At 55.9% G+C, this 18,295-nt stretch carries 16 protein-coding genes; 3 read left to right on the forward strand and 13 right to left on the reverse strand.

Features of this window, described 5'->3' with window-relative positions; translation table 11 throughout:
• Positions 1–128 precede the first annotated feature (128 nt).
• From ABOC97_RS14760 to ABOC97_RS14770, 3 genes are all read right to left on the reverse strand, one after another.
• Positions 129–431 (reverse strand): PTS lactose/cellobiose transporter subunit IIA, encoded by a 303-nt coding sequence (locus ABOC97_RS14760; protein ID WP_156315689.1) that lies wholly within the window; start codon positions 429–431, stop codon positions 129–131.
• A gap of 82 nt (positions 432–513) precedes the next feature.
• Positions 514–1,836 (reverse strand): PTS sugar transporter subunit IIC, encoded by a 1,323-nt coding sequence (locus tag ABOC97_RS14765; protein ID WP_349598994.1) that lies wholly within the window; start codon positions 1,834–1,836, stop codon positions 514–516.
• Positions 1,837–1,849: 13 nt separating this feature from the next.
• Positions 1,850–2,164, reverse strand: coding sequence for a PTS sugar transporter subunit IIB (locus ABOC97_RS14770; RefSeq protein ID WP_349598997.1), 315 nt, complete (start codon positions 2,162–2,164; stop codon positions 1,850–1,852).
• Between the two features lie 284 nt (positions 2,165–2,448).
• Between ABOC97_RS14770 and ABOC97_RS14775 the strand changes: the two genes are divergently transcribed.
• Positions 2,449–3,399 (forward strand): LacI family DNA-binding transcriptional regulator, encoded by a 951-nt coding sequence (locus ABOC97_RS14775; protein WP_349598999.1) that lies wholly within the window; start codon positions 2,449–2,451, stop codon positions 3,397–3,399.
• Between the two features lie 69 nt (positions 3,400–3,468).
• Here the strand turns inward: ABOC97_RS14775 and ABOC97_RS14780 are convergent, their stop codons facing one another.
• Positions 3,469–3,762 carry a YicS family protein gene (locus tag ABOC97_RS14780; RefSeq protein WP_349599002.1) on the reverse strand — a complete coding sequence of 98 codons (294 nt, stop codon included), beginning with the start codon at positions 3,760–3,762 and terminating at the stop codon, positions 3,469–3,471.
• 210 nt (positions 3,763–3,972) lie between these two features.
• Here ABOC97_RS14780 and ABOC97_RS14785 point away from each other — a divergent pair, with 210 nt between their 5' ends.
• The gene (locus ABOC97_RS14785; protein ID WP_349599005.1) at positions 3,973–4,845 is read left to right on the forward strand and encodes an Rpn family recombination-promoting nuclease/putative transposase; all 873 of its coding nucleotides are present in this window, start codon (positions 3,973–3,975) and stop codon (positions 4,843–4,845) included.
• A 67-nt stretch (positions 4,846–4,912) separates the two neighbouring features.
• Here ABOC97_RS14785 and ABOC97_RS14790 read toward each other — a convergent pair whose 3' ends face one another.
• The 8 genes from ABOC97_RS14790 to ABOC97_RS14825 all read right to left on the reverse strand — a co-directional run bounded on the left by ABOC97_RS14790 (position 4,913) and on the right by ABOC97_RS14825 (position 16,064).
• The gene (locus ABOC97_RS14790; RefSeq protein ID WP_234507260.1) at positions 4,913–5,815 is read right to left on the reverse strand and encodes an EamA family transporter; all 903 of its coding nucleotides are present in this window, start codon (positions 5,813–5,815) and stop codon (positions 4,913–4,915) included.
• A gap of 92 nt (positions 5,816–5,907) precedes the next feature.
• Entirely contained in the window at positions 5,908–7,359 is a 1,452-nt protein-coding gene (murP, locus tag ABOC97_RS14795) for a PTS N-acetylmuramic acid transporter subunit IIBC (RefSeq protein ID WP_349599009.1), read from the reverse strand.
• Positions 7,360–7,381: 22 nt separating this feature from the next.
• Positions 7,382–8,281, reverse strand: a complete 900-nt coding sequence (murQ, locus tag ABOC97_RS14800; protein ID WP_349599012.1) for an N-acetylmuramic acid 6-phosphate etherase — start codon at positions 8,279–8,281, stop codon at positions 7,382–7,384.
• Positions 8,282–8,443: 162 nt separating this feature from the next.
• Positions 8,444–9,607, reverse strand: coding sequence for a multidrug effflux MFS transporter (locus ABOC97_RS14805; RefSeq protein ID WP_349599014.1), 1,164 nt, complete (start codon positions 9,605–9,607; stop codon positions 8,444–8,446).
• A 146-nt stretch (positions 9,608–9,753) separates the two neighbouring features.
• The gene (locus ABOC97_RS14810; RefSeq protein ID WP_349599017.1) at positions 9,754–11,133 is read right to left on the reverse strand and encodes an efflux transporter outer membrane subunit; all 1,380 of its coding nucleotides are present in this window, start codon (positions 11,131–11,133) and stop codon (positions 9,754–9,756) included.
• A gap of 3 nt (positions 11,134–11,136) precedes the next feature.
• Positions 11,137–14,241 carry an efflux RND transporter permease subunit gene (locus ABOC97_RS14815; RefSeq protein WP_349599020.1) on the reverse strand — a complete coding sequence of 1,035 codons (3,105 nt, stop codon included), beginning with the start codon at positions 14,239–14,241 and terminating at the stop codon, positions 11,137–11,139.
• Positions 14,241–15,359 (reverse strand): efflux RND transporter periplasmic adaptor subunit, encoded by a 1,119-nt coding sequence (locus tag ABOC97_RS14820; RefSeq protein WP_349599023.1) that lies wholly within the window; start codon positions 15,357–15,359, stop codon positions 14,241–14,243. Before ABOC97_RS14820 ends, ABOC97_RS14815 begins: the two co-directional genes overlap by 1 nt.
• A gap of 135 nt (positions 15,360–15,494) precedes the next feature.
• Positions 15,495–16,064, reverse strand: coding sequence for a TetR/AcrR family transcriptional regulator (locus ABOC97_RS14825; protein ID WP_349599025.1), 570 nt, complete (start codon positions 16,062–16,064; stop codon positions 15,495–15,497).
• Between the two features lie 190 nt (positions 16,065–16,254).
• Here ABOC97_RS14825 and ABOC97_RS14830 point away from each other — a divergent pair, with 190 nt between their 5' ends.
• Entirely contained in the window at positions 16,255–16,671 is a 417-nt protein-coding gene (locus tag ABOC97_RS14830) for a GNAT family N-acetyltransferase (RefSeq protein WP_349599028.1), read from the forward strand.
• 40 nt (positions 16,672–16,711) lie between these two features.
• Here ABOC97_RS14830 and ABOC97_RS14835 read toward each other — a convergent pair whose 3' ends face one another.
• Positions 16,712–18,217 (reverse strand): MDR family MFS transporter, encoded by a 1,506-nt coding sequence (locus ABOC97_RS14835; RefSeq protein WP_349599031.1) that lies wholly within the window; start codon positions 18,215–18,217, stop codon positions 16,712–16,714.
• Between the last annotated feature and the right edge of the window lie 78 nt (positions 18,218–18,295).

The following is an 18,295-nucleotide window of genomic DNA, read 5'->3' on the forward strand; positions in this document are numbered from 1 at the left end:
AATAACCATCCCGTTCAGGTGAGAATGCATTAACATCACCAAAACAAGCTGATTCTATTTTTAATTTTGTAGGGTACAGTTAAATAATAATCGTAATGAAGTTCTCCGTAGCCAGGTAAAAATAAATATTAACGTTGATACAGATGAATAATCTCTTCCGATAATTCACGCGCAAGCAAAGAGTTCATCAAATGATCCTGTGCATGCACCATAATTAAGGTCATCGGCTGACGTGCCTCGCCGGCATCCTGCTCAATCAGCTTAGTTTGCATATGGTGCGCCTGGCGGGCGTAGCCGTCGGCTTCCCGCAGCAGATTTCTGGCCTCTTCCATTTCACCCTGACGTGCGGCGTGTAATGCTTCGAAGCACAGCGATCTGGACTGACCCGCGTTAATGATAATTTCCATTACCGCGTCTTCTAATCCAACCATAATAAGGCCCCTTGACTGGTTAAAGTCATTATTCATAAAGGTCGGAAAATAATATGACTACTTAATCGTAAAACTATCTGCGTTAACTCACCGTTTCAGCTAATGGTGTCGCGGCTTTTAATTTCTGTTCTTCCGTTTTCATTAATGAACGCTCGTAAGCGCGGAGGAACGGTAAATACATGGCGGCAGAAATTAACATACAGATAATGCACATAATGACCGGACTTAATGCCCAGTTTGCTGCCCAGGAAGCGCCAATCGGTGCGGGCGTTGTCCACGGCGTCAGAGAAACCACCTGAGCCAGCCAGCCCAAACGGGTTGCGGCATAAGCAATCACGGCATTGACCATCGGAATGCAGACGAATGGAATAAACATCATCGGGTTCATAATAATCGGCGCGCCGAACAGAATCGGTTCGTTGATATTAAAGAAGCTCGGCACGATGCCCATTTTACCGATAGTCCGCAGATGCGTGACGCGGCTGCGCAGCAGCAGGAACGCCAGCGGTAAAGTACAGCCCACGCCGCCAATCAGCAGATAGTGGTCCCAGAAACCTTGCAGATAAACGTGCGGTAACACGGTGCCCGCCGCCAGCGCGGCCTGGTTAGCGGAAAGGTTAGCCATCCAGAACGGGTTCATAATCCCGGTGACAATCAGCGAACCGTGGATCCCGGCAAACCAGAAAATCTGGCACATCAGTACCGACAGCAGAATCGCCGGCAGGGAGTCAGAGGCGGAAACCAGCGGGGCCAGTACGTGCATAATCGCCTGCGGTAAGATCATCCCGGTCTGCGCTTCAATAAACAGATTCAGCGGGTGCAGGGTTCCAATCACCACCAAAACCGGAATCAGGATCTCAAACGAACGCGCCACGCCGGTTGGCACTTCTTTTGGCAGACGAATCGTGACGTTGTTCTGCTTAAGCCACGCATAAACCCGGGTGGAGTAAATGGCGGTGATAAGGGCGGTAAAGATCCCCTGGCCGGAAAGATACTGGGTGGAAATCTTGCCGTCGGCGTACGGCGCGGCAACCAGCAGGAAGGCCATAAACGCCAGCAGACCAGACATCACCGGGTCGAGGTTAAACTGACGGCCGAGGCTTGCGCCAATACCGACAGAGATGAAGAACGTCATCACGCCCATGCTGAGGTTAAATGGCAACATCAACTGCTCGCGATACTGCGCCGAAAAATCAAGCCAACCACGGGCAAAGCCGTTGGTGGTATCCGGCGAGAATGGGGGGAAAATAAACACCAGCATAAACGAGCCGATTATCATAAACGGCAGCGCGGCGGTAAATCCGTCACGAATGGCTATCACGTACTTTTGTTGCCCGAGACGACCGGCCAACGGGGTTATTGATTGCTCGATAACGGCAATCATGGACTGATAGAGTGAACTCATTGGGATACCCTAGTTAGTTCGCCGCGGAAATCAGCGACAGAGCATAATCCAGTACCTTGTCACCCCGTTGCATTCCGTAGTCCATGGTATCAATTGGCTGGACGGGAATATTTTGGGTGGCGGCCTTGTCTGACAAACTTTTTAACATGTACTTCACCTGCGGCCCCAGTAACACCACCTGATACTGCGGGTACTGGAAATCAAATTCGGACACGCCGTAGGCATCTATTTTTACGGGCAAATCCCGCTCCTTCGCGGCTTCCACCATCTTTCTGACCAACATGCTGGTCGACATTCCGGCGGAACAGCACAGCATAATCTTGTACATCGACGACCCTCTTATAAATGTAAATAGTTGTTGCGAGCTTGATTTGATATGAAACTGAAACCGGTTTCTATTCATAAAAATTAGAAGTGTGATACCCATCAATTTCTCCTGCTTATGGGACTGATTATTTCGCCCTGGCTCACATAATTTTTGTTGTATTGGATAAAATGGACATCAAATGGACAATCGGTTTCCATAAAAAAGGGAAACGGATATACTACCGACAGCTATAATTTGAGCCGTTGCTGTACAGAGGATTTACAGAAGGCTTTCAGGGGAGAAAGATGTCTACAATCAACGATGTATCACGTTTGGCCGGGGTGTCTAAGGCCACAGTTTCACGTGTGTTGAGCGGTTCACGAGGTGTTAAAGAAGCCAGTCGGCTGGCGGTTTTACGGGCAGTTGATGAGCTGAATTATCGACCAAATGTGATAGCCCAATCGTTGCTGAGTCAGTCCACTGGCTGCATTGGCGTTATCTGCGCGATGGACAATATTAATCAAACCACCGGCTATCTCTACGCGCTGGAAAAACAGTTCAGCCAGCACCAGAAGCATCTGCTGCTGCGCTTTGCTAACACGCGTTTGGGCGTCATGTCGGCGCTGGATGAGTTGAGTAGCGGGCTATGCGACGATGTGTTGATTATCGGCGCACGTTTTCCGCTTGAAGTGGAAAGTGAAAACGTGGTGCTGATCGATTGCCCGGAGGCGGATACCGCCAACAGCATTCAGTTCGATCATGTGTTTGCTGCGGAAACCGCCTGTAATTACCTCGCCAGTCAGGGGCGTCGGCAGATTGCATTAATTCAGCCGTTTGGCAGCGGTTTTGCCGACGATGTTCTGCTCGGCTACAAGCACGGGCTGGAGAAAAACTTCCTGCCATTTAATCGCAACCTGGTATTTATGGACAGCACATCGTCTACGGTGGCGTTGCAGGAGCTACTCAACAACGCCAGCCTTGTCAGCTTCAATGCGCTGCTGGTGGCCGACGAACAAGAGGCGCAGCGGGTGATCCCACAGCTGCTGGCTTTCAACAAACGGGTACCGGAAGACGTGATGGTATTCAGCCTCGCCGGTTCGCTGCATCTGCCTGGCATCCCGACCATTCCGGCGATTGAATATTCAATGGATGCGATTGCCACGCGTATCGTTCGCTGGCTGGAAGAGAAAACGCAGACGCCGGGCGAGACGGCGTTTCGCGGCGATTTAATCATTCCGGATTTACGCCAGCGCTAACGTTAGCTTGCCCTGCTGTCGAGAGCGGCGTGGGGCCGGATAATACTGAATCCGGCCTTCAATTACGGGTTATTTCGTTGGGCACTGAATACGCTTAATCGCCTGCTGATAACCCGCTTTATCGTTCTTTTCCAGCGCGCGCGTCGCGCTCTGCACCGCGGTTTTGTTCTGGGCCGATTCCAGCACCCGGTTAGCAAATTGGGTGTCAGAAAGCCCGATTTGTGCCGGGCAGTTCAGCTTCACGTCTTTCAACACCTGCTGCTTTTGCTGTTCAAACTTCAGCCCTTCCAACGGGGCGGCCATGGCGATCGCGGGCAGAATCAGACTGGCAAAGAGGGAAGCGGTAAGTGCTGTCTTTTTCATTAGGGATATCCTTATAGTTAACGCGTTGGGTTAACTATAAGACGCATTTCCCCCGGCGTCATTTTGCTTCACGGTTTCCATGAAAATGAATGCGTTGCAAAGGCCCGCGACTCTTTCTCGTCGCTGCACGTAAAGCGAAGAAGTGCAGGGTGCACTTCAGCGAATTGATACGTACAGTTTCGCCATTCGCTTTAAGGATGACGAATCGCGATGACAACGTCGACACACTCTGCGCCGCATGATGCGGTGTTCAAACAGTTCTTATGCCATCCGGAGACCGCGAGGGATTTTCTTGCTATCCATCTCCCTGCGCCGCTCCGCGAGTTGTGTAATCTGCATACGCTCAAGCTCGAGTCCGGTAGCTTCATTGAAGCCGACCTGAGCGCGCGGTATTCCGATGTGCTGTGGTCGTTAAACACGGCAGCAGGGGATGGCTATATCTATGTCGTGATTGAACACCAAAGCACGGCGGATGCCCATATGGCATTTCGATTGATGCGCTATGCGCTGGCGGCGATGCAGCGGCATCTGGATGCCGGGCATAAAGCGCTACCGCTGGTGATTCCGATGCTGTTCTACCACGGTACGCAAAGCCCCTATCCCTTTTCACTGTGCTGGCTGGATGAGTTTGCCGACTCCAGCTCGGCACGACGGCTTTATGCCACAGCCTTCCCGTTGGTAGATATCACGGTGATCCCGGATGACGAGATTGTGCAGCACCGGCGCGTAGCGCTGCTGGAACTGGTTCAAAAGCATATTCGCCAGCGCGATCTGCTTGGGCTGGTGGAACAAATTGCCATGCTCTTGGTTACTGGATGTGCTAATGACAGCCAACTGAAAGCGCTGTTTAATTACCTGTTGCGTTCCGGTGATGCGCTGCGCTTTCACGAATTTTTGCAGGCCGCGGCCGAGCGCTTACCCCAACATAAGGAGAAATTGATGACGATTGCGGACAGGCTGCGGGAAGAGGGACATTGGCAGGGCTTGCAGCAGGGCAAGCAACAGGAAGCTCTGCGTATTGCGGCGACCATGCTGGAAAAAGGTATTGAAGACGGTCTGATTCAGGTGATTACCGGCCTTTAGGCAGAAGAGCTGGCCACATTACGCCATTAATCGCGCCCGATAACATCATGTCATCGGGCTTTCCTGTTTAGGCCGTTTTGGTTCGACGCCGTGAATCCAAAGAAATCAGGATAACCGACGAGAGGATCAGCAGCGTGCCCAGCCAGTCCGGCAGGGTGAAGCTAATACCGAGCAGCAGCAGCGACAAAAAAGCGCTGCTCAGCGGCTCGGCGCAGCTCAGAATACTGGCCTTTGGCCCGCCAATCATCTGCGCCCCTTTCAGATACAGGCTAAAGGTGAGCGAGGTGCCAATCACCACCAGGTAGAAGAATGCCAGCAGCAGATTGCCGGTAATGACCACCTGTGCCCCATCGCCTGCGTAGAACGGCAGCAGCATCGCACCGCCCAGTAACATGCTCCAGCCGACGATAGGCAGCGTGCCGTAGCGGGCGATCAGCGTGGAAGGATAGGTGGTGTAAAACGCTGCGGCAAACGCCGAGGCGATCCCCCAGAATAGCGCCGCACCGGAGATGGACAGTGAGGTGGGATCGCCGTGAGTCACCAGCAGGAAAGTCCCTATCAACGAGGTACCGATGGCGGCGCACACGAAGATCCCCGGACGGGCTTTGCGCACAAGAGCGAACCAGGCCACGATGATGGTTGGCGAAAGGAATTGCAGGACGGTTGCCGTAGCAGCGTTAGATTTTTCAATCGCCATCAGGAAGGTTAGCTGCACGGTCATTGCGCCGACGAGGGAGAACAGCAGCAGGCTGAGGATATCTTTACGGTTTTTCAGGATACGGAAAATACCGTCGCCGTGCAGGAAGGAAAAGGTGAGCAGGATAAAGCCACCGGAGAGCAGGCGAATCATGGTCAGAAACGGTGACTGCATCTGACTGTTTTCCATAATGTACTGCGCGCAAACGCCGGAACTTCCCCACAATATTGCGGCTATCAGTACGTTTAGCATCCCTTTTCTGGTGGTGCCCATTTTTCCTCTACCCTGTCATATGATTTTATTTTGACGGGCATCATAGCATGGTGAGAGGCTTGCCCCCAGCGGTGTGCCGGGGGCAAAAAGGGTTAGCTGAGATCGACGTTTTTGCTGCCGAATAGCCAGGTGAGCAGGAAACCGAACAGGTAGGCGACGGCCAGACCCGCTACGTAAACGGCCATCCCGGCATAGATACCGCTGGCAGAGGTCATCAGCGGAATCGCCACCAGGCCGGAAGGGCCAAAGACCGTATTCAACCCGACAGGCAGGCCCATCCAGGCCACCAGGCCGATGAAGAAACCGCCGCAGGCGCCGCCGAGACAGGCGGTAATGAACGGTTTCATTCGAGGCAGGGTCACGCCGTAAATCAGCGGTTCGCCCACGCCCAGCAGGCCGGGAATGATCGCCCCTTTAATCTGCGTACGCAGCAGTGAACCCTGTTTTGCGCGGTAGTAAAGCGCCAACGCGGCACCCACTTGACCCGCACCCGCCATGGCCAGAATGGTGAACAGGGAGTTGAACCCCTGTGCTTCCATCAGGGCGAAGTACACCGGCACAAAGCCCTGATGCACGCCGAACATCACCGCCAGCAGGAACAGTCCGGCCAGCACCGCAGAGCCAAACGGATTACCGTTAAGATGCAGGAACAGCCATGACATGCCGGTAAACAGGTAGCCGCCGATAGGCATAATCACCACGAAGGTGATGGCACCCATAATCAGCAGAGTGACCGCCGAAGTCAGGATCATATCGAGGTTGGCCGGCATGATGCGGCGAACCTGTTTTTCTACCCATGCGCCGAGGATCGCGGCGATCAACACGCCGATAATATTGCCGCGCGGATCGATAGTGTGGCCGAAGAAATCGGAGATCCCAGAGTAGAAGCCCACCGCCGCTTTCGGGTCGTAGCCCAGAATAAACAGCGCGGCGATAATCGCCCCGTTGACGCCGGATCCGCCGAAGGCTTTCTGAGTGTTATAGCCAATCAGAATACTCAGGAAGGTAAACATGCCCTTACTGAACACTTTCATATAGCTGATGACATCAATCAGCGTGGCGTTGGGATGTGCGTTTTCCAGCACGAATAGCTGCTCGGCCAGCGTCGCGAAGCCTAGCAGCAGGCCAACGGCGATAAAACCGGGGATCAACGGGGTAAAGATGGTGGCAAACTTGGCGAGGAACTTCTGTACGCTACCGGTCTGCTTGCCCTTCAGCTCCTGTTTTTTAGCACTCGCAATGTCTGCCAGCGATGCTGCAGGTGCGCTCTCTTCCTGAACGGCCGGAGCCTCTTCCAGCAGCTGATTCATCAGCTCAGCGGCGGTTTGCGCTTTACCCGGCCCGAGGATTATCTGGAACTGCTCGTTGCTGACCACCACGCCCATCACGCCTTCGACCTGACGGATGGCGGTAACATCTGCCGGCTCTTCGCTGCGCAACGTCAGGCGCAGACGGGTCATACAGTTGCCTGCCTGCACCACGTTTGGCGCCCCGCCAACCAGAGCGAGGAGGCGCGCTATCATCTCTTTATTTATCTTTGCCATGCCACTCTACCTGTTAGACGGATTATTTTTGTAATGCTTTGCGGATAAAGCCATTGTTGTCCGCCAGCAGCGTTTTAGCCTCTTCGGCGCTCAGGTTGGCCAGCACCATGACGATTGCGGTTTTGCAATGGCTGCCGCAGGCGTTCAGCGCGGCCTGCGCGGTGTCGCGGTTGCATTCGGTCGCTTCCATCACGATAGAAACCTGGCGCTCAATCAGCTTGGCGTTAGTGGCTTCGACATCCACCATCAGGTTGCTGTAAACCTTGCCGCTGCGGATCATCGCGCCGGTAGTTATCATATTCAGCACCAGCTTCTGTGCGGTACCCGCTTTCAGACGGGTGGAGCCGGTCACGACTTCCGGGCCAACCACCGGAGTGATGGCGATATCGGCACGTTGCGCCATTTCACCGTGCGGGTTGCAGCTGACAATCGCCACGAGCGCGTTTTGCTGGTGGGCGTATTCCATGGCACCCAGCACGTATGGCGTACGGCCGCTGGCGGCAATGCCAACCAGAACGTCGTGCTGGTTAAAGTTCAGCGCCTGGAGATCGGCCGCGCCCTGAGCGGCGTTGTCTTCAACGTTTTCCACCGCTTTCAGAATCGCGGTATGGCCACCGGCAATCAGGCCAACCACCTGCTCCGGGCGAGTGCCGAAGGTCGGCGGGCATTCGCTGGCATCCAGGATCCCTAAACGCCCGGAGGTACCGGCCCCGATGTAGATAAGCCGCCCGCCTTTGCTGAAGGCCGCAGCGACGCTATCGACCAGCTGTGCAATCTGCGGAATGTACGGCGTGATTGCGTGGGCAACCAGCTGATCTTCCTTGTTAATCACCGTCAGCATCTCTTCGGTGGAAAGGGTGTCAATATTGGCGCTGTTCGCGTTACGTCGTTCGGTCAGCAGTTTGCTCAGGTCGATACTCATCGGAAAACCTCATCATTCACAGTGGCGGGCAGCATAAGGAATTATTTATTCCATTCATGTGAAGGTTATCACGATTGGTGTTGAAGGGTAATAGATGATTTGTAGGTATGGCGGGAAATGTCGCGGCAATAGCAATGGAATATTTTATTACCGCGACGTTTTTTACTGCGCGATCTGGGCTTTTTTAAAACCAAAACACAATGCAATGGCGTAGGAAATCGCCATTGCGAGGCTCATTTTCAGCATCGTCTCGCCACCCAATCCGGCCAGCGGTGCGGCAATGCCGCCGCAAACGAACATTAGCGTGCCCATCAGCGCCGACGCGGTACCCGATTGTTCGCTGCTGACGGCGCTCATGGCCTCAGAGCCTGAGACGCTACAGATGCCGCTCATAAATGAGACGGTAAAGAACAGGCCAACCAGCGCAGGAATCGCCAGATGCAGTGCGGCCAGCAGTACGGTGACCACCGCACAGGCTACCGCCAACAGTAGCCCCCGGCGCAGCAGCGTTTCGGCGGCAATACGCTGGGAGAGACGGGAGAAAATCAGCGCGGCGATAATCAGGCCGATACCGTTAAGCCCAAATAACAGACTGAACTGCATGGCGCTCATCCCGTATTCGCTTTGAATAACGAACGATGAAGATCCGATGTAGGAAAACAGCCCGGCCATCATAAAGGCCTGAATCAGGCAGTAGCGCAGGAAGCGGCGGTTTTTCAGCAGCGGCGTATTGGCACGCGATTCGTGGACGGTGGCGCTTCTGGCGGGCAGCGTTTCATGCAGCACCACCAGGCTTAACAGCAGTAACACCAGGCCGATACCGGCCATTGCCCAGAACAAAATGCGCCAGTCAAAGGCGGTGATGATATAGCCGCCGATCACCGGTGAAATCACCGGCGCGATGCCGTTGACGGTCATCAGCAGGGCGAAAAATTGGGTCAGCATCGCGCCCTGATAGCGATCGCGAGCGATAGAGCGAGACAGCACCGAACCGCCAGCGCCAGCAAAGCCTTGTACAAAACGCCAGACAATCAGCAGCTGAATATCCTGAGTGACCGCACACATCGCCGAAGAGAAGATAAACAGCAATAGCGAGAGCACCAGCGGTTTTTTGCGGCCAATACGATCGCTTAGCGGGCCGAAGAACAGCTGGCCCAGGCCGAGGCCGATCAGCGCGGCGGTCAGCGAAAATTGCGTTTGCGTGCCGGTCGCCTGCAACTGGTCGGTGATTTCCGGCAGCGCGGGGAGGTAAAAGTCAGTACAGAGTGGGCCGATAGCGGTCAGCAGGCCCAGCGTCAGCACCCATGAGAGGGCGATGCGTGGCATAAAAACTCCTGTTTTTGTAGGCCGGATAAGGCGTTTACGCCGCCATCCGGCGTGGGGTCTGAAATGTCGGATGGCGCTGCGCTCGTCGAACCTACGCGTTTTTGCTGCCATCCGGCGCGGGCATGAAATACCCGATGGTGCGGCGTTTATCCGACCGACGAACTTGCCCCGCCGCCCAACGACTGCCATAGGGTAATGCGGTTATCCAGTTCGGTTTGTTGCAGCTCAATCAGCGTCTGCTGCGCCGACCACAGGGTGCGCTGCGCCGTCAGCGCGGTCAGATAATCACCCACTCCGGCCTGATAGCGCTTCATCGCAACGTCAAATGTCTGCTGTTCCGCCGCCACGTACTGGCGCTGGGCATCAAGCTGCTCACCCAGGGTCTGGCGGCGCGCAAGCGCATCCGCCACATCTTTAAACGCGCTCTGAATGGTTTTCTCATAGGTGGCAATCAGCCCCTTTTTCTCCGCTTCGGCATAGCGCAGTTGCGCCATATTGCTGCCGCCGCTAAACAGCGGCAGCGAAATCGATGGCGCAAATGACCACACGCTCATGCCGTGGCTGAACAGTGATGACAACGAGTCGCTGCCGACGCCAGCGCTGGCGGTCAGCGAGATGGTAGGGAAGAAATTCGCCCGCGCGGCACCGATATTGGCGTTGGCGCTCAGCAGGTTGTGCTCGGCTTCCTGAATATCCGGGCGCTTGAGCAGCACCGACGAGGCGACGCCCGCCGGCACCAGGGTGATGGTGTTTTCACCCAGGCTTTCCAGCGTACCCGGCAGCAGGGAGTCTGCAACGGTTTGCCCGGCAAGCAGGTTGATGGCGTTTTTATCCTGCATGACCAACGTTTGATAGCTGGCAACGCTGGCGCGCGCCTGCTGATAAACGCTCATCGCCGAGCTAACGTCCGTCGCGGCTGCGGTGCCAATCTGCTGCTGACGCTGGACGATCTTCAGCGAATCGGCGGCGCTGGTCATGGTCTGCTGCGCCAGCGCCAGATTGCTGTTATCGGCTGCCAGCGTCACCCATGCGGTGGAGAGTTCGGCAACCATCGTCAGGCGCGTGTTCTGCGCCGTGTATTCGCTGGCAAGCCAGGTTTCCCGGGCGGCGCGCGAGAGGCTCTGGTTACGGCCAAACAAGTCCAGCTCGAAGCTGGAGACCGCGCCATCGGCCTGTGCCGTCGTGTTGACACCGGTGGTGGTAGTGGTGCGGCCACGGCTACCGGTGAGTTCAGCATTGACCGTTGGGAAGAGCGAGGCGCGTGTTTCACCAAACTGCGCGCGAGCGGCATCGATATCGGCAATCGCCTTTTGCACATCGCGGTTGCTGTTCAGCGCCATGCTAACCACTTTGTTCAGGCGGGGATCTTTCACCACCTGCTGCCAGTTGCCGATAACCGCCGTTGCCTGCCCCTGCGTGCCCGGGAGCGAGGCTGGGACGGGCGCGTCGGGGCGCTGATAGTTGGGGTCGAGTGACACACAGCCGACGCTCAGGAAAGCAATAAATAAAACGGAAAGACGAAACATAACTTACCCCTGACGGCGTTTACCGGCGAACAGACGTTTCACCAGCACAAAAAAGAGTGGAACAAAGAAAATCGCCAGCAGCGTCGCCGTTAACGTACCGCCGATAATCCCGGTACCAATCGCGATACGGCTGTTTGCGCCAGCGCCGGTGGCCATCGCCAGCGGCGTGACCCCGGCCACAAACGCCAGCGAGGTCATGATTATCGGACGCAGACGGGTTTGTGCGGCGCGCAATGCCGCACGGGGGAGGGAGTAGCCCTCGGCCACCGCCGCTTCGGCAAACTCAACAATCAGAATGGCGTTTTTCGACGACAGCCCGATGGTGGTCAACAGCGCCACCTGGAAGTAGACATCGTTATTCAGGTCGCGCATCCAGGCCGCTAGCGCAGCGCCCAGCAGGCCGAGCGGGATAACCATAATGACGGAGATCGGCACCGACCAACTCTCATACAGCGCGGCCAGACACAGGAACACCACCAGAATCGAAAGGGCATATAGGGTCATTGCCTGACCGCTGGCCAGTTTTTCCTGCAACGACAGGCCGCTCCACGCCCAGGAGGAACCGGCTGGCAGATTGTTGGCAAGGGTTTCCATGGCGGTCATCGCGGTCCCAGAGCTTGCGCCGGTGGCGTTTTCACCCTGGATTTCATAAGCGACGGAGCCGTTGTAGCGCACCAGAGTTTCCGGACCGTACTCCCAGCGGGTGGTGGCGAAGGCCGAGAACGGCGTCATGCTGTTATCGCCGCCGCGGATGAACCATTTACCGAGATCGGACGGCGTGGCGCGAGAGTCGCTCTCGCCCTGGATATAGACTTTTTTCACGCGTCCACGGTCGATAAAGTCATTCACGTAGGTGCCGCCCCAGGCGCTGGACAGCGTGGCGGAAACATCGCTCAGCGACAGGCCCAGCGAGACCGCTTTGTTGCTGTCGATATCCACCTGTAGCTGCGGCGTTTGCGGCATGTCGTTGGCGCGCACCGCTTGTAGCGTAGTGCTCTGATTGGCTTTGCCGATCAGTTCATCGCGCATTTTCAACAAATCAGCGCGATCGGTTCCGCCGCTGGCCAGCAGTTCGAAGGTAAAACCGTTGCTCTGGCCCAGGCCATCGACCGACGGTGGCGTCATGGCGAAGAGGGTGGCATCGCGAATCGCCCCCAGCTCTTTGGTTGCCCGCAGCGCAATGGCCTGCGCGGTATTTTCTGCCCCTTTACGCTCGGACCAGTTTTTCAGCGACACGAAGGCCATCCCGGCGTTCTGCCCGCTGCCGCTAAAGCTAAAGCCGTTAACGGTGAAGATAACGTTAGTGTTGTCTTTTTCGTTGTTGAGGAACCAGTTGGTCACCTGCTGGCTGACTTCCTCGGTGCGCGAGTTGGTTGCCCCCGCAGGCAGAGTGTACTGGACCATGATTTCGCCCTGGTCTTCGACGGGCAGGAAGCTACCGGGCAGTTTCCACATGGCCAGCGCCATGCCGCCGCAGATGGCCAGATAAACCACCATTACCAGACCCGAACGGCTCAGCGTGTTGAGGACTTTGTGTTTGTACTTGCGTTCACTGGCGCCGTAGAAGCGGTTAAATGCGCCGAAGAGGCCTTTTTTGTGCGGCGGGGTGTGGCTCAGAATCGAGCCGCATAGCGCGGGCGTCAGGGTTAACGCCACCACTACAGACAGCATCATTGCCGAGATAATAGTGACCGAGAATTGACGATAGATAACGCCGGTGGAGCCGCCGAAGAAGGCCATCGGCAGAAATACTGCGGAGAGCACCAGCGCGATAGCGACCAGCGCGCCGGAGATTTCGCCCATCGATTTTTCGGTGGCTTCGCGGGCGGGCAGCCCTTCGTCGCGCATAATACGCTCGACGTTTTCCACCACCACGATGGCGTCATCCACCAGAAGTCCGATGGCGAGCACCATCGCAAACAGCGTCAGGGTGTTAATCGAATAACCGAACAGCGCCAGTATGCCAAAAGTCCCCAGCAGTACTACCGGTACCGCCAGTGCCGGAATCAACGTCGCGCGGATGTTTTGCAAGAACAGATACATCACGCACACCACGAGGATGATGGCTTCAAACAGTGTTTGAACTACGTCCTCGACGGAGATTTTAATAAACTCGGTGCTGTCTTTTGGATACGCGACATCATAGCCCTGCGGCATGTTGCGCTTGTACTCGTTGATTTTATCTTTGACCAGCGTCGCGGTGTTCAGGGCATTGGCGCCCGGTGCCAGCATCACCGCCATCCCGGCCGCCGGATGGCCGTTGAGTTTCGCCACGGCGGTGTAATCTTCGCTGCCCATCTCGACGCGGGCGATATCGCCAATGCGTACCACCGCGCCGTTCGACTGGCTTTTAACGATGATATTTTTGAACTCATCGACCGTTTGTAGGCGCGACTGGGCGCGAACGGTGGCGGTCAACTGCTGGGTATCCGGCGACGGTAACGCGCCGATTTTCCCGGCGGAAACCTGCACGTTCTGCGCCTCAATTGCCGTTTGCACGTCAGAGGGCATCAGGGAGTATGAGGCCAGTTTCGCCGGGTCCATCCAGATGCGCATCGCATATTCTGCGCCAAACACCCGCAGACTCCCCACGCCGTTAAGACGGGCCATCGGATCCTGCATGTTACTCACCAGCCAGTCGGCGATATCCGAGCTGCTGGCTTTGTCGGTTTTATCGTAAACCCCCATGATCAGCAGATAGTTGCTCTGGGATTTGACGACGGTGACGCCCGCTTGCTGAACTTCGCTCGGCAAGCGGGACTCCGCCTGCTGCACTTTGTTCTGCACCTGAACCTGCGCGGTATCCGGGTCGGTCCCCTGCTCAAACGTCACGGTGATGCTTACCGAGCCGTCGGAGCTGCTGGTGGAGGTGAAGTAGAGCAGGTTATCCAGCCCGGTGAGCTGCTGTTCGATAACCTGGGTGACGCTGTTTTCCAGCGTTTGTGCCGATGCCCCAGTGTAGGTGGCGTCGATTTTAATCGATGGCGGCGCGACGTCAGGATACTGCGCCACCGGCAGCGTTTTAATCGCTAGCACCCCGGCCAGCATGATGAGAATGGCGATAACCCAGGCGAAGACCGGGCGGCGCACGAAGAAGCTGGAAAACATCAGGCTTTTCCTCCGGTGCTGGTCATTTCAACGGGGTTGACCTGCTGCCCAACCATCACTTTCGCCGAGCCTTCGACAATCAGCTTGTCGCCGGCCTGCAAACCGCTTAACACCAGCCATTTGTCGCCGTAGGTTTCGCCGGTTTCCAGTTCGCGCTGCTCGACCTTGCTGTCAGCACCCACGACCAGCGCCGTGGCATTACCTTTGGCATCGCGGGTAACGCCCTGCTGCGGCGCCAGAATGGCGTCGTTCATAATGCCTTCATCCACTTTGGCGCGGACAAACATCCCCGGCAGCAGCAGCTGCTTTGGATTTGGGATCACGGCACGCAGGGTCACGGAACCGGTCGACTCATCCACCGCCACTTCGGTCAGCGCCAGACGGCCTTTTTCGCTGTAGGTCGAGCCATCTTCCAGAATGAGCGCCACGTTCATGGTGTCGCTGTTGGTGGCCAGCGACTGTTTGCGCAGGCGCAACAGGTCAACGCTGGTACGGGTGAGGTCAACGTACATCGTTTCGATCCCGCGAATGGTGGCCAGCGCGGTGGTTTGCTCGGCGGAGACCAGCGCCCCCGGCGTCACCGAGGAGATGCCGATACGCCCGGCAATCGGTGCGGTGATGGTGGTCCAGTTCAGATTGATGCGCGCGCTTTCCTGCGCCGCTTTTTTCGACTCTACGCTGGCTCTATCCTGCGCGCAGGTGGAAGCCGCGTCGTCGGCATCCTGCCGGGAAACGCCGTTTTCTTTCACCAGCTGTGCGTAACGCTGGGCTTTTGCGCAGTCTGCGGCAACCAGCGCCTGCGCCTGCTTCAGCGCGGCGGCGGCTTCGTTGTAGGCGGCGCGGAAGCTGTCCGGCTCAATCTGATACAGCGGCTGTCCGGCTTTAACATTATCACCTTCATTAAAAAGGCGTTTCTGGATAATGCCGGTGACTTGTGGACGGACTTCCGCGCTCATGGCGGCGGAGGTGCGTCCGGTCAGTTCACTGACGATAGAAACGGGCTGGCTTTTTAACGTGACGATACCGACTTCCTGCGTGGGAAGCTGGGACGGGGTGGAGCCATTATCGCATCCGCTCAGGAGAAATAATGCAGCGATGGTAGTTGTGATGTATTTCATATTTTTCTCAGGGTGAACGAAGTCCTCCTCGCTAATTAACGCGAGGATTTTTAGGTTAAACAGGCCCACGCTTCCGGAACGCTGGAAACGACTAAAGGGGGAAGAAATATTCCCCTGATGATTAAAAGGTATTAATTATTCTGCAGTCACAAGCATATTAATAATTTCCCGATAGATTTTTTCCATCTCTTCCGGCTGCACCTGCTGTGGGACATGCCGACGATAAATGGTTCCTTCCATCATCACTGCGATCACCTCGACGCACCTGCGAATGTGCGCCTGGCTGAGGTGTGGGTACTCTTTACTCAAGTGCGCACAGGCGGTGTTGAACATGCGCTCGTCCGCCTCTGCCAGCCAGGCCGCCACCTGCGGGTTACGCGTGGCTTCAGCAGACATTTCCAGCATCAGGCTGTCATCGTCTTCGCTGGGCGTCATGCGCCACGCCAGTATATGTGGCATCAGATGGGTATGGGTTTTCCCTCCCATCTCGCCGATGCGATAGTCGATGATGCGGCGGATCATCTCTTCAATAATCGCGTCTTTATTATTGAAATAACGATAGATTTGACCGACGCTGAGTTTGGCTTGCGCCGCAATTTGCGACATGCTGGCAGCATGAAATCCGCTCTGACGGAAGCAGTGCCGTGCGGCGGCAATAATGTCGTCTTGTCGGGCTTTGTGCCGGGCTTCCAGCTTGCTGGTCATGCATCTCTCCGCATTTTGAAACAGTGAGAATGATCGTTCTCATTTTTCACTCATTATACGACGCTGAAGGCCGATGAAAAGCATTTTTTGAGATGATTTTTCATCGGCAAGTTTGTACAGAAAATAATGGAGGAAAAAAGGATTTTCTGTGAAATTAATAAGTGTGGCGGGTAAAAATAATGGAGAAAATATGCCTTTTGAAATTAAAGAAGTTATTACGCTGGAAGATAAAGAAGAATTACTCGATGGACTGCGGGCCTACAATCGACAGTTTGTTGATCCCAGTGGATGGGGTGACGTGTGTGTTTATCTGCGTGATGCGCAGGGAATCATGCAGGGCGGGCTGATTGGTCAGCGTAAAGGGCAGTGGCTGAGCATCGATTATCTGTGGGTCAGCGATTCGGTGCGCGGGAGCGGGGTCGGCAGTCAGCTTATCAACACTGCAGAACAAACCGCCCGGCAGAAAGGCTGCCAGTATGCGCTGGTGGATACCATCAGCTTCCAGGCGCTACCGTTCTATCAGAAAAAAGGATATACGCTAAAAACGACGCTGGATGATTTCCCGCTTGAGGGCATGGCGCGCCACTATCTGACTAAGGCGCTGTAACCACGTTGCCGGATGGCAGTGATGCCATCCGGCGCTCAGGCTACTCATGCTTCGTTTTCAGCGGCGCCTCTTTGAGCAGCCACGAGAGCATAAATGCCAGCACCATAATGCAGGCCGCCATAATAAACGCCGCGTGGATTGCCGAGCCAAAGGCGTTGAGATAGTCAGTACGAATCGCCTCAGGAAGCTGGTGAATGGCCACCGGATTCATCCCTTTTGGTATGCCCGTGCCCTCCGGCAACAGCGTGGTCAGACGCGATTGCAGGACCGAGGTAAACACCGCGCCAAACAGCGCCACGCCGATAGAACCGCCAATCGAGCGGAACAACGTCACCCCGGATGTCGCCACGCCGTACAGATTCGCGCTTACCGTGTTCTGCACCGCCAGCACCAGCACCTGCATGACCATCCCCAGCCCCATGCCCAGCACGCCGGTAAACACATACAGCTGCCAGGTTGGCGAATCGATAGTAATGCGCGTCAGCAGCAGCATGCCGATAAAGCCCATCAGGGTGCCAACAATTGGATAAATACGGTATTTACCGGTGCGACTGATCGCTCGACCGCTGACAATCGACGTCAACAGCAGCCCGCCCATCAGTGGGATCAACTGTAGCCCAGCCTCGGTTGGCGTGGCGTTTTTCACCACCTGCAAATAGAGCGGCAGGAAGGTGACCGAGCCAAACAGCGACATACCGATGATAAAGCCAATCAAACTGCATAACAGGAAGCTGCGGTTGCGGAACAGCGACAGCGGAATAATCGGCTCCCACGCCAGCCGCTCTTCATAGATAAACCCGGCGATACCGATAAGACCAAAGGCTAAAATGCACCACAGCTGCGGGTCGCTCCACTCGCGCACCGTGCCGCCTTCGGTGGTAAACAGGATGATACACACCAGCGCCATCGTCAGGTACAGCGCCCCCAGCCAGTCAATTTCATGCTGGCTGCGCTTGTTACTGGAGTGGAATACCGCGCCTATTACAAACAGCGCGAACAGCCCCAGCGGTAGATTGATGTAAAAAATCCAGCGCCACGAGGCGTGCTGCACGATAAAGCCGCCGATCAGCGGACCAATTACCGTTGCCAGGCCGAATACACCGCCAAACAGCCCTTGATAGCGGCCGCGTTCAGCAGGCGGGATAACGTCTGCGACCGCCGCCATGCTGATAACCATCAGCCCGCCGCCGCCAAGCCCTTGCAGCGCGCGCATCATCACCAGTTGGGTCATGTTTTGCGCCAGCCCGCATAGCGCAGAGCCTGCGAGGAACAAAATTATAGCGATTTGCAGTACACGCTTACGGCCAAACAGATCGCCAAATTTGCCGTACAGCGGCACCACGATGGTCGAGGTGAGGATATAGGCCGTCACCACCCAAGAGAGCTTGTCGAGGCCGCCCAGCTCGCCGACAATGGTCGGCAGCGCGGTCGAGACGATAGTCTGGTCGAGCGCGGAGAGCAGCATCACCAGCAGCAGCGCGCTGAACAGCAGGCGGATTGAGGTCACGCCGGTTGGCTGCGCGGTCGTCGAAATTTCGGACGCCATTGTGTTCTCACTTGAAATTAATTAAATGCATAATTAATATTTATTGAAGATCATTCAGAGGTCAAGAGATCCCGTTTC

The sequence above is a fragment of the Kluyvera huaxiensis genome (assembly GCF_040149365.1).
Lineage (GTDB): Bacteria > Pseudomonadota > Gammaproteobacteria > Enterobacterales > Enterobacteriaceae > Kluyvera > Kluyvera intermedia_A.